Here is a 12,615-nt window from a genome sequence, read left to right as displayed (position 1 = left end):
CAATATGCAGATCGCTGAGCTTTTTTTCATACATTACCTAGCCACCTAGTCTCTCCGATGACTCTACAACACCTAATTTTCACTTTGTAGGGTGGGGAAGAGGTGGCGTTCCATCAGTTTCCCGAATAACCGTAATTGCGAATACATATTCGCTTTCTGCTTCTTCTGTCTGGCTTCTAGCCAAAAAAGAACAAGTCCTGCGTTAAGGAGAAGATACGTTCAATCCAACTCAGCACCAACTGCGGTACAATACCCAGCAGCACGCTGATCCCCGCACATAACCACAAGGTTATTCCCAATGGCAGCGGCACATTAATCTCACGTGATTCAAAATCGCTGCGCATAAACATTTGCCTAATAAAACCAAAGTAGTAGTAGAAGGAGACTACGCTTGTTCCGATCATGATAGCCGCTAACCAGTAATTGTGAGTCTGCAGCGTTCCGAGCATAATGTACAGCTTTCCGAAAAAGCCACCCGATAACGGTAGTCCCGCAAGCGATAGAACGAGCAGTACCGTAGCTACCGCAGTACCTGGAGCACGATAATAAAGACCTGCCAGCCCGCTTATCTGCTCATCTCCTGTAGAATGCTCAACAATCATCAGTACAGCGAAAATCCCGATGTTCATAAACAAGTAAGCAATCAGATAAAAAGCGAACTCCGAAAAGTTGGAGAAATGCACCATCGAAAATTGAGTGGCGATCGGTACAAGTAAATATCCAGAATTAGCGATACCTGAGTAGGCCAGAAGTCTCTTCAGGTTAGTTTGGCGCAGCGCTACAAAGTTACCGAGCACCATTGCCAAAGCAGCAACTACCATTAGAGAGAGCAATACATCCTTATGAACAGGAAGCTCCATTAATTGTCCGATTCCAAATACACCGTAAAGGATGCGGAACATAACGGCGAATGCAGCAGCCTTGGAGACGACAGCTAGAAACGCAGTAACCGGCGTTGCTGAGCCTTGATACACATCGGGTGCCCACATGTGAAACGGAGCTGCCGCAATTTTAAAGCAGAAGCCCGCTAACAATAGGAAGAAAGACAAGTAGATGAACGGCAATATCGCTTCCGCATTTTGACCTATGACTGTATTGATTACTGATATGTTAGTGGAGCCGGATATACCGTACAGAAAGGACATTCCGTATAAAATTATTGCCGAGGAAATACCTCCCAGGACAATGTACTTGAACGCTCCCTCGTTAGACCGGTGATCTTTCTTACGCATAGCCACCAGGATGTAGGAGGTAATGCTTAAGAGTTCCAAGCCAACGAAGAGAGTAATCAAGTCTCCCGAAGAAGCCATGATCATACCGCCTAGCGTTGCCGGAAGCAGCAGATAATAAAATTCCCCAATATGCGGAATTTCATCTTTTTTCAAGGAACCGATGCTCATAAAAGTGACGAAGCCTGCACCGGTCAACAAGACAAGCTTAATAATATTTCCGAAATCATCAATTCGATAGCTTAAATTAAGCAGCTGCTTCGTTTCCACCGGGTTGAGATAGCTTACCACAAAAAGTCCGGATACTACGATACTAATCAGCGAAAGCCAGCCTAGCAGAGTACGGTTCGTTTGCTTCGGCAGCAGCAGGTCTAGCAATGACAACACCACAGCAGCTATAACCAGAGTCAGCTCCGGCGCCATATATCCGAGATCGCTCCATTGGAGACGTAGTTGTTCCACCGGTCTAACCTCCTATTTTAGCGACGCTTTTGATGAATTGATCAAAGCTGCTCACAGTTTGATGTAAAGGATCCGTCAATACTGCCGGATAAATCCCAAGCACGATAATAAAAGCTACTAACGTTATCATTGGTATGGCTTCAATCAGCCTTGCGTCCTTCATAACTTCTGATGGAGCTTTGAGCGGTCCATAGGTTATGCTGAGTACCCCGCGCAATACATATATCGCTGTTAAAATTACACCTAAGGTACCAATGACCGTTATTACTTTTGCTGTTTCGAACAAACCAACGAAGGCCAGGAACTCACTCACAAAGCCAGACAAGCCTGGGAGTCCCAGCGACGCCATCCCTGATACGAGCAGGATGCCCGAGATAAAAGGAATGCTCTTGGCCAAACCGCCAATTTCATCCAGCATCGTAGTCTGCGTTCTTTCATAGATGGCACCCACTAACAAAAACATAAGCGCTGAGATAAGCCCATGAGATACCAATTGGAAGACAGCGCCTTCCATACCCACTGTGTTAAAAGCAGCAAGCCCCAGCAAAACGATCCCCATATGGCTGATACTGGAGTAAGCTAGTACCAGCTTGAAGTCTTTTTGCACCAAAGCAAGTACAGCTCCGTACAAAATATTAATAACTCCCAAGATCGCAAGCACCGTAGCCCACTGCGTGGCCTGCTGAGGGAAGAGCAGGATGCCGAACCGAATCATACCGTACGCACCCATTTTCAGCAAAATCCCCGAGTGGATCATAACAACGGAAGTTGGAGCCTCCGTATGCACTTTAAGCATCCAGGTGTGAAAGGGGAATATCGGAAGCTTAATGCCGAAAGCTACCAGCAGCATAATGAACAGCGTCCATTTCATAGCATCGCTAAGGTAAAATGGGCTAGGCCCCTCTCCCAAAGTGCTCTGGTTAACGAAAGAAGCTTGACCTTGGAATAAATTTTCCATAATCAGATGCAAGTTGCCGCTATAATAAAGTGATGTTCCGGCATCGTTGGAAATTTGTCCGAACCCTGCAGTACTAATGAGAATCAAGAAAGCTACCAGCATAATAGCAGAACCAATTCCATTATAAATCAAGAATTTGTTTGCCGCTCGTTCACGCTCAATGAAGCCCCAAATTCCAATTAGGAAAAACATCGGAACAAGCGTCACTTCGAAGAATACGAAGAACAAGAATAAATCCTGTGCCATGAACACGCCGAACATTCCCGTTTCTAACAGCAAGAACAAGATATAATAAGACTTCCATCTCTTCTTGATGTAGACAGACGCCAGAGCAGCCATAGTGCTGACCAGAGCTGTTAGAAATACAAGCGGCAAGGATAGGCCATCCACAGCCATCACATACTTAAATTCAAAAAAGAAGGACGTCAATTGATTCAATCCGCCAGCTTCATGATTGAGCGGTATTTGAATCCAACCCAGTTCCTCGGAGAACTGCGGTCCTGGAAGCTGATGATTGAATGAGACATACAGCCATGCTGATAATGCCAACGGAATCAGTGTTGCGATGATTGCGATAGTTTTAATCCATTGTCCTTGATGCTTAGGCATAAACATCAGTACTAGCACACCCAGCAGTGGAGAGAAGGCAATCAGTGACAAAATATGTATATTATCCGGCATTGATAAATCTCCTTCCCGCTAAAGCCAACACCAATATGAGCAGCCCGAGCAGCATGACTAATCCATAAGTTTGCACTTGGCCGTTCTGCAATCTTGAGCCTAGACGTCCAATCCCTACTACCGAGAAGCTAATCAGCCGGACGACCCCGTCTACAACGAAGGTATCAAACAGGTGAAGCACTTCGCCTAGTCCCTTTAGCGGCTTTACGATTACTGCATCATAAAACTCGTCGATATAATATTTACGATTAAGCAAGCGGTAAAGCCATGGTGCAGGACCTGATACCAAATCGCTTGGAATCGTTCGCTTGATGTAAACCAAATAACCAAGCCCAATGCCCAGTAGACCTGCAAGTGTTGACAGTATCATCACGACTAGATTAGCATGCTCCTCTTGCGTATGCCCTGTCAGCCAAGTACCTAGCCATGGACTAAATGGTGTGAATACAAAGCCCGCAACAACGGCAAGAACCGCCAATACCACAAGCGGAATCGTCATCGTAGCTGGTGACTCATGAACATGGGCTTGGTGCCGTGGCTTTCCGAAGAAAACCAGGAAAAACAGTCTGGACATGTAGAATGCGGTGAAAAAAGCAGCTACAAGCCCCACCCAGAACAACAATTGATTATGCGTATAAGCCTCCGCTAAAATCGCATCCTTGGACCAAAAGCCTGAAAATGGCGGAATTCCGGATAATGCCAGAGTGCCTATTCCGAATGTCCACGCCGTAATCTTCATTTTACTGCCGACTCCACCCATTTCGTGGATATTCTGAGTGTGTACAGCATGAATAACGCTGCCTGCTCCCATGAACAGCAGTGCTTTAAAGAACGCATGAGTAAATAGGTGGAATATACCTGCCGTATAAGCAACCGTCGTACCTATTCCCAAAGCCATCATCATATATCCAAGCTGACTTACCGTAGAATAAGCAAGAATTCGCTTAATATCATTTTGTGAAGTACCGATTGTTGCCGCAAAGATTGCTGTGAAGCCCCCAATACAAGCTACAACAGTAAGCGCCGTCGGTGATGCCTGAAAAACATCAAATGTACGTGCAACCAAATACACACCAGCCGCAACCATTGTTGCTGCGTGGATCAGAGCACTGATTGGCGTCGGGCCTTCCATTGCATCCGGCAGCCATGTGTGCAGTGGGAATTGACCCGATTTTCCTGCAGCTCCTACAAAAATAAGAATAGCAATTAAGGTTGCAAGGCCTCCTGAAATTTTGCCGGTTGTAAACGCATTATGAATGGAACTGAAATCCATCGCATGGTTTGGCATTGCCCAGAACAACAGCAAGATAGCGATTAATAGCCCGACATCTCCAATTCTCGTTACAATAAAAGCTTTCTTCGCAGCTGCGCGCGCCTCCGGCTTCGAATACCAGAAGCCGACCAATAAAAAGGAACACACACCAACAAGCTCCCAGAAAATGTACAGCTCCACGAGGTTTTCGGATATTACCAATCCTAGCATCGAGAAGGTAAACAAGGCTATGTATGCAAAAAATACATTAATGCGCTCGTCATCTTGCATGTAACCTTTGGAATACAGATTAACCAGCAAGCTGACCAACGTAACAATTACGAGCATTAAGGCGTTCAAATTGGTAATCTCAAAGCCCAAGTTCAAGGAAGCCGAGCCCAGCTTGAGCCAAGTGAGCTTATTCCAAGTATAATCTTCGATATGCCCGCCCAACCGCTCAATAAAAATGAGCATAGCTACAATAAAAGAAGCAAACATAGCGATTATACTTATGTAGGAGCCTGCCTCTTTTAATTGACGTCCCATTGCCGTCAGGATCAAGAACGATAGCAATGGAAATAAAGGTATAAGCCAGGCATACTGCGAGTAGGCCGATATCATGAATTTATGTCCTCCTTCAAGCTTGCGTAAGCTGGCTATCGTTTTAACGAATCCATTTCATTCACGTCAGTCGTTCCTTTATTCCGGTACAGCGTAATTAGAATCGCAATGCCGACAGCTACTTCCGCAGCGGCGACTGTAATGTTGAACAAGGAGAAAATCTGACCTGTCAGTCCCGGGTTAACACCGAGCTTGGAGAAAGCTATAAGATTCAAGTTTACTGCGTTAAGCATCAATTCAATAGATAGAAGCACGATAACCGCATTCTTTTTGGATAATGCTCCATAGAGCCCAATGCAGAATAAAATGGCAGCAAGCGTTAAATAAGGAGTTGCTAATCCGGACAAGGTCAATCCTCCTCTCTCTTTGCGATAACAATTGCACCAATGAAGGCTACTGTCAGCAGAACCGACATTAATTCAAATGGAATAACATGCTGGTTAAACAGCAGCTTACCGATCTCCATTGTATTATCCTCCGGCGCTTTGAACTCTCCCGTAGGCAAAGTCGCCGTCTGAATCACGTAGAAGATAATTCCGAATAAACCGGCTGCCCCGATAAAAAGCAGTGTATTGTACACGGGACGCTTAGGTTCTTCTTCCTCCCCTTGATGCTTCGTCATCATAATCCCGAATATCATCAGAATCGAAATCGCACCAGCATAAATCAGCACCTGTACAAAAGCCACAAATTCAGCGTCTAATATTACGTACAAGCCTGCCATGCTTATAAACGTCAATGCTAACGCCACTACCATGTGCACCACTTTAGTAAAGCTTAACATAAAGATAGCGCCACCGATGGCCAGTAATGCAAATACGAAAAACGCAATATTTTCGCCGCTGGACATGAAAGCTCCAATATTAGCTAACATCTTACTTGGCCCCACCTTTCGGAAGCGCTGAGTTATTTTCTTTCCGTATATTCGCAGTATTTTCGCTTAGCCATTCCATATTTTTGAACAAATCATCACGGCTGTACGTACTCAATTCGAAGTTATTGGTCATTACAATAGCTTCCGTCGGACAAACCTCCGTGCACAGGTCACATAATATGCATAACTCAAAGTTGATATCGTACGTGTCGATAACCTTGCCCTTTTTCTCGGGGTCGGGATTCGCTTTTCCTGTCAAGGTAATACATTCCGTCGGACATATACGCGCACACTGGTTACACACAATGCACTTATCCGGGTCAAAGTACTGAATACCCCGGAAACGGTCCGGCATCTGCATAGGTACGTCTGGATATGCGTAGGTCACTTTTTTCTGGGTCATGCTTTTGAGGGTAACACCGAGACCTTTGACTATACCTTTCATGTTTTCTCTCCCTTTCCCAAGCATTATTTACAGTGCAACCATTACTTCAGATGAGTGATGCGGATTGTCATTTTAAAAAGTAAACGGACAACATCGGTCCAATACTCATATAAATCGCTGTAACAAAAATATTAATCAACGACAACGGAAGCAGAACCTTCCATCCGAAACCCATAAGCTGGTCAACACGTATTCTAGGTAATGTGGCGCGAATCCAGAACAAGAAAAATACGATCGCTGAAAATTTCAGCAGGAACCATACTAGCCCTGGTATAAAATCAAGGAACGGGAACGGCGAATGCCAGCTGCCCAAAAATAAAGTGGTCGTTAGCCCCGCAATAGCAAATACATATACATACTCCGCCAGCATAAAGAATGCAAAGCGAAAGCCGCTATACTCTACATGGTAACCTGCAACCAGCTCCGACTCGGCCTCAGGCAAGTCAAATGGCGTCCGGTTAAGCTCGGATACCCCTGCTATTACGAATACAACAAATCCGATGATTTGGGGAAGGAAGTTCCAATGCCAGAATCCTCCTGCTTGCGCGTTCGCAATGACGTTAAGGTTTAGGCTTCCCGTCGTCATGATAACCCCTATAACCGAAATAACCAGTGGAATTTCATAGCTGATCATCTGTGCCGCGGAACGCATCCCGCCTATTAAAGCATATTTATTATTGGAAGCCCATCCGCCAAGTATGATACCTATCGTTGAAATGCCAGATAGTGCAACATAATAGAGCAAGCCTGCGTTCATATTCGTACTGATCAAGCTTTGGCTAAAAGGTATAACGGCAATAACCGCAAAGGCCGGAATAAAAGTAATAATCGGAGCCAGCATGAACAGCTCTCTTTCCGCCTTCTTAGGAATGGTATCCTCTTTAATTAGAAGCTTGGTAACGTCCGCTACACTTTGCAATAGCCCCAGCGGCCCAACCCGGTTCGGCCCGATACGCATCTGCATCCATCCGATAACTTTACGCTCGAAGTAGATCGCATACGTAACAAAACCTAATACGACCAACAACATTACTACGCCCCATGCGAAAAATATACCGAAATTCATCCATGTTAACTGCTCCTGCAAAAAGCCACCCATCAGCAGTCCACCTCCCCGACGACAATATCAATGCCTCCGAGTATTGTAATCATATTCGTCATCGTTTCTCCGACCAGCAGCTTCGGTAAAATTTGCAAATTGACAAACGAAGGTCTGCGGAACTTCAAGCGATACGGCTTATCTTTCCCTTTGGAAACGATGTAACAGCCAATCTCGCCGCGCGGCGATTCAATACGTGCATAAACTTCGCCCTCAGGCGCCCGAAGCACACGAGGCACTTTGCCCATCGTTTCTCCCTCAGCCGGGAACTGTTCGACTGCTTGCTCGAGTATACGCAAGGATTGTCTCATTTCTTCAAAGCGAAGCAAGTAACGCTCGTAGCAATCGCCATTCACACCTACCGGTACATCAAAATCGAAACGGCTGTACAAGCTGTATGGCTGATCCTTCCGGATATCCCAATTGACTCCAGTACAACGTAGGTTGGCGCCACTTAAGCCATAAGCAATTGCCGTTTCCGCATCGTACTTTCCGATTCCTCTAATCCTTGCCAAAAATATTTCATTCCCGCTAACCAAATTGGTATACTCGTCTAATTTGCTGCGCATATACGGTACGAACTTGCGAACCTTCTCAATCCAGCCTTCCGGTGCATCCCATTTCACTCCGCCTACGCGCATGTAATTATAAGTAAGGCGTGCGCCGCACAGCTCATTGAATAGATCAATGATGATTTCCCTGTCGCGGAAGGCGAATAGAAACGGGCTCATGGCACCGATATCTAATAAATATGTACCCCACCATACCAAATGACTAGCGACTCGTTGCAGTTCCATGACAATTAAACGCAAAAAGTCGGCACGCTCTGGAATTTCCAAGCCCATCAGCTTCTCAACTGCATGAACGAGCACGTAATTATTCGTCATAGCGGATACATAATCCATACGGTCCGTGTAAGGAATAATTTGCGTGTAATTTAAATTTTCCGCTAACTTTTCAGTTCCTCTGTGCAAATAGCCCATGACAGGATCGGCATGCGTGATGATTTCTCCATCCAGCTTGACCACAATCCGAAATACTCCATGAGTACTAGGATGCTGAGGCCCTACGTTCAATAACAGTTCTTCAGTTCTTATCAAGAGACTCTACACCTCCGGGTCAAGCGGTTCATAGTCTTTGCGCAAAGGATGGCCGACCCAATCGTCAGACATCATGATTCTTCTCAAGTCCGGATGTCCCGGGAAGTCAATACCTAATAAATCGTAAATTTCCCGCTCATTCCAATCGGCTGTCTGCCATACGGATGTCACGGATGGAACGCTCGGAGCCTCGCGATCTGTTTTAATTTTGACGCAATATTCGTGCTTGGTCTCCAGTGACAGCAAATGGTATACAACTTCCATATAGGTCTCATAATCGACACCTGATACATTCCGCATGTAATTTAACTTTAGTTCACTATGGCTCTTGAGGAGCTCGGCTGTTTCAAACCAACTTTCGTTCTTAAGCACAACGCAAGGCAGGTGGGCATCTTTCTCATTGATGAAAGCTTCCTGAACCGTGTCGTCTCCCATAGCTTCTTTAATAAGCTTCACGAAATAATCCAGCCTCGGCTGAAGTGGTGAAGGTTCTTTCGGAGCAGCATCCTCATCGGCTTCGGGTTTCTTTGCTCTTGCACTGGCCCTTGCCGCACGCGCTTCCGCAGCGGCCTTGGCCTTAGCTTCCTTTTCCTCATCCGTAGGCACTGCTTTATCGGCAGCAGCAGACTTTTCTTCAACGGAAGGTACAGCCGCAGTTTCGGCTGTTACCTCAGTCGGCTGCTGAGAGTCATCCTTTTTTGATTCTTCGCTCATCGATTGGTCACCTGCTTACCGGTTTTCGCTTCATAACGAATTTTTTCCTGAAGCTTGTTAATCCCATAGATCAGTGCGGCCGGATTTGGCGGACAGCCTGGAATATAGACATCGACCGGCACAACCTGATCGACTCCCTTAACTACTGCATAAGATTTAACATAAGGCCCGCCCGCGGTAGCACAGGATCCCATAGCTATTACCCATTTAGGCTCTGGCATTTGGTCATACAGACGTCTAAGCAACGGCGCCATCTTCTTCGTAACGGTACCTGCAACAATCATTACGTCTGATTGCCGCGGTGAGGTCCGGAATATGACTCCGAATCTGTCTAAATCATAATGGGAACCCCCAGTGCCCATCATCTCTATGGCACAGCAAGCCAAACCGAACGTCAATGGCCACAATGAGTTGCTTCTTGCCCAACCCTTAACCTGCTCCAACGTGGTCATAAAAACGTTACGTTCTAGTTCTTGTCGTTCTTCAGGGGAAATTGACTCTAGATTGAAGTCCATTGCAGCACCTTCTTTTTCCAAGCGTAGATTAGTCCAACCACTAAAAGCCCCACAAATATACACATCTCAACAAGCGCAAACAAGCCGAGTTGCTTATATGCAACGGCCCACGGATACAAAAATACAGTTTCAACATCGAATATTACGAACATCAAAGCAAACAAATAATAACGGATATTAAACCGTACATGGCTATCGCCAACAGGCTCATTACCGCTTTCATAGGTGGTGTATTTCTCTTCCACTGGCTTGTGAGGACGTAGTAGACGTCCAAATGTAAGCGCTACGATGGGAAGCAATACGCCCAAGATGAGAAAAATGGATACGACCACGTAATTGTTCATGTACATCGTGAACGAATCTCCTCCCATAATATTGAAGAATATGTTCTGTACTCGAGATGTGATGATGGGCTTTGGTGAGGAGAAGGCAATACCCTGTAAGCTTGAAAACGTGTAAGCGTGCCCAAGTTACATTTGCTCATATTTCCTGGATGAACAAACCCTATTCAATCACACATCTTAAGTTATTTATACCTCCACAATTATATCAAAAGGCCGTTGGAGTGTCTAATATTTCCTTTAATAACAAATGTCTCAATCCAAGCATGCGAGCTTTTATTTTCTATTCAAAGAAAAAAGACGAAGGAACCTGAGTTCCCTCGTCATTTCTTCTGTTCCAAAGCTTATTTTCTCCCAGAAACTTCAATCCGATTCACAGCTTTTAATAAAGCTAACTCGGCGCGTTTGAGATCAGTTTCACTCTGTTTCGATGCTATCCGCTTTTCAGCACGAGATTTCGCCTCTTTGGCGCGATCAACATCTATTTGTTCCGGTAGCTCGGCGCTTTCCGCCAGAATAACCACTTTATCCTTGCGGACTTCCATAAATCCACCGTTCACCGCGATATAATGTGCTTGACCGTTCTGTTTCACGATAACCGGTGCGACTTTTAATGGAGTAACTAAAGGAATGTGGTTCGGCAGAATACCAAGCTCTCCTTCTGATCCCTTTACACTAATCATGTTCACCTGTTCGGCGTACACTTTACGTTCAGGGGTAACAATCTCCAGTAGGAAAGTACTCACTTGGACTCCTCCTAAGAGCTTTCGTTAGAAAGCTTAACTTCGTAAGCATTTGCTGAGCTCTCCATAAGGAAAGCCTGCATGGTGTAAGCATAAGTTCGCCGGACATTCGCGCAGAACGGCCGGCGACCTGATTCTATATATTACATTGTTTTTGCTTTCTCAATAGCTTGTTCGATTGCACCCACGTTATGGAATGCTGGTTCTGGAAGGTTGTCATGCTTGCCTTCAAGAATTTCTTTGAAGCTGCGAACCGTTTCTTTGATTGGTACGAATAGACCAGGAATACCGTTAAACGCCTCTGCCACGTGAAGCGGTTGGGCAAAGAACAATTGAATACGTCTAGCGCGGTAAACCGTTTGTTTGTCTTCCTCGGACAACTCGTCCATACCAAGGATCGCGATAATATCAAGCAGCTCTTTATAGCGCTGCAAAGTTTTCTTAACACCTTGTGCTACTGCGTAGTGCTCTTCGCCAACAACTTCCGGAGTCAAAATACGGGAAGAAGAAGCAAGTGGATCAACCGCCGGGAAAATACCCATAGCTGCGATACCACGCTCCAAGTTCGTCGTTGCATCCAAGTGGGCAAACGCCGTAGCAGGAGCCGGATCCGTATAGTCATCCGCAGGAACGTAGATCGCTTGAATCGACGTTACGGAACCTTTTTTCGTTGATGTGATACGCTCTTGCAATTGACCCATCTCAGTTGCCAGCGTTGGCTGGTAACCTACCGCGGAAGGCATACGGCCAAGAAGCGCGGATACCTCGGAGCCCGCTTGTGTAAAGCGGAAGATGTTATCGATAAACAATAGCACGTCACGGCCTTCTTCATCACGGAAATATTCCGCCATAGTCAGACCCGACAAAGCTACACGAAGACGAGCGCCTGGAGGTTCGTTCATTTGACCGAAAACCATCGCTGTTTTTTCAATAACGCCGGACTCTTTCATCTCATGATACAAGTCATTACCTTCACGTGTTCTCTCACCAACACCAGCAAATACGGAGATACCGCCGTGCTCGGATGCGATATTGTGAATCAATTCTTGCATCGTTACGGTTTTACCTACACCGGCACCACCGAACAAACCAATTTTACCGCCTTTAACATAAGGAGCCATCAAGTCGATAACCTTGATACCTGTTTCCAAAATTTCCGCTTGCGTCGACAAGTTCTCGAACGCAGGTGCGCTTTTGTGAATAGGGCTCGTCAAAGTGCGATCCACTTCTGTATTACCGTCGATTGGATTACCCAATACGTTAAATACACGACCAAGTGTAGCTGCACCTACAGGTACAGAAATAGCTGCTCCTGTATCTACTGCTTCCGTACCACGCACCAAACCGTCAGTTGTCGACATAGCTACGCAACGAACTAGGTTGTCGCCCAAATGTACCGCAGCTTCAACTGTTAGTTGAATGTCTTGTTCGCCAGCTTTTTCAGCTTTTCTTTCAATTTTAATCGCATTTAAAATTTCAGGTAATTGTCCACGTTCAAACTCAATGTCGACAACCGGACCTGTTATATTAACAACGCGTCCTTTGCTCACTGTTTTCTCCTCCTTCGAGTTTTGCTTTAAG

General features: G+C 45.6%; 13 protein-coding genes. All 13 read right to left on the bottom strand.

Annotation, left to right across the window (positions count from 1 at the left end):
• Positions 1 to 176: 176 nt before the first annotated feature.
• A complete protein-coding gene (locus tag NV381_RS14080) occupies positions 177 to 1,652 on the bottom strand; it encodes an NADH-quinone oxidoreductase subunit N (protein ID WP_258214058.1) in 1,476 nt (491 codons plus the stop codon).
• Between the two features lie 43 nt (positions 1,653 to 1,695).
• Complete coding sequence (locus NV381_RS14075) at positions 1,696 to 3,330, bottom strand: complex I subunit 4 family protein (protein WP_258213925.1); 1,635 nt, start codon at positions 3,328 to 3,330, stop codon at positions 1,696 to 1,698.
• Entirely contained in the window at positions 3,320 to 5,203 is a 1,884-nt protein-coding gene (nuoL, locus tag NV381_RS14070) for an NADH-quinone oxidoreductase subunit L (protein WP_258213924.1), read from the bottom strand. Before nuoL ends, NV381_RS14075 begins: the two co-directional genes overlap by 11 nt.
• 35 nt (positions 5,204 to 5,238) lie before the next feature.
• Complete coding sequence (gene nuoK, locus NV381_RS14065; RefSeq protein WP_258213923.1) at positions 5,239 to 5,556, bottom strand: NADH-quinone oxidoreductase subunit NuoK; 318 nt, start codon at positions 5,554 to 5,556, stop codon at positions 5,239 to 5,241.
• Positions 5,553 to 6,077, bottom strand: coding sequence for an NADH-quinone oxidoreductase subunit J (locus NV381_RS14060; RefSeq protein WP_258213922.1), 525 nt, complete (start codon positions 6,075 to 6,077; stop codon positions 5,553 to 5,555). The genes nuoK and NV381_RS14060 overlap by 4 nt, the downstream gene beginning before the upstream one ends.
• A gap of 1 nt (position 6,078) precedes the next feature.
• Complete coding sequence (nuoI, locus tag NV381_RS14055; RefSeq protein ID WP_258213921.1) at positions 6,079 to 6,522, bottom strand: NADH-quinone oxidoreductase subunit NuoI; 444 nt, start codon at positions 6,520 to 6,522, stop codon at positions 6,079 to 6,081.
• Positions 6,523 to 6,589: 67 nt separating this feature from the next.
• Positions 6,590 to 7,621 carry an NADH-quinone oxidoreductase subunit NuoH gene (nuoH, locus tag NV381_RS14050; RefSeq protein WP_258213920.1) on the bottom strand — a complete coding sequence of 344 codons (1,032 nt, stop codon included), beginning with the start codon at positions 7,619 to 7,621 and terminating at the stop codon, positions 6,590 to 6,592.
• Positions 7,621 to 8,721, bottom strand: coding sequence for an NADH-quinone oxidoreductase subunit D (locus NV381_RS14045; RefSeq protein ID WP_258213919.1), 1,101 nt, complete (start codon positions 8,719 to 8,721; stop codon positions 7,621 to 7,623). The genes nuoH and NV381_RS14045 overlap by 1 nt, the downstream gene beginning before the upstream one ends.
• A 6-nt stretch (positions 8,722 to 8,727) precedes the next feature.
• Positions 8,728 to 9,435: an NADH-quinone oxidoreductase subunit C gene (locus tag NV381_RS14040; RefSeq protein WP_258213918.1), complete on the bottom strand. Its 708-nt coding sequence runs from the start codon at positions 9,433 to 9,435 to the stop codon at positions 8,728 to 8,730.
• Entirely contained in the window at positions 9,432 to 9,950 is a 519-nt protein-coding gene (locus NV381_RS14035) for a NuoB/complex I 20 kDa subunit family protein (RefSeq protein WP_258213917.1), read from the bottom strand. Before NV381_RS14035 ends, NV381_RS14040 begins: the two co-directional genes overlap by 4 nt.
• A complete protein-coding gene (locus NV381_RS14030; RefSeq protein WP_258213916.1) occupies positions 9,935 to 10,300 on the bottom strand; it encodes an NADH-quinone oxidoreductase subunit A in 366 nt (121 codons plus the stop codon). Before NV381_RS14030 ends, NV381_RS14035 begins: the two co-directional genes overlap by 16 nt.
• A gap of 335 nt (positions 10,301 to 10,635) precedes the next feature.
• The gene (locus NV381_RS14025) at positions 10,636 to 11,037 is read right to left on the bottom strand and encodes a F0F1 ATP synthase subunit epsilon (RefSeq protein ID WP_258213915.1); all 402 of its coding nucleotides are present in this window, start codon (positions 11,035 to 11,037) and stop codon (positions 10,636 to 10,638) included.
• 140 nt (positions 11,038 to 11,177) lie between these two features.
• On the bottom strand, positions 11,178 to 12,584 hold the full coding sequence (gene atpD, locus NV381_RS14020; protein ID WP_258213914.1) for a F0F1 ATP synthase subunit beta: 1,407 nt from the start codon (positions 12,582 to 12,584) through the stop codon (positions 11,178 to 11,180).
• Between the last annotated feature and the right edge of the window lie 31 nt (positions 12,585 to 12,615).

This window comes from Paenibacillus radicis (ex Xue et al. 2023), assembly GCF_024722015.1.
In the GTDB taxonomy this organism is placed as follows: Bacteria; Bacillota; Bacilli; order Paenibacillales; family NBRC-103111; genus Paenibacillus_S.
The sequence above is the reverse complement of the archived record's forward strand: the minus strand, read 5'-3'. Positions and strand labels throughout refer to the sequence as shown.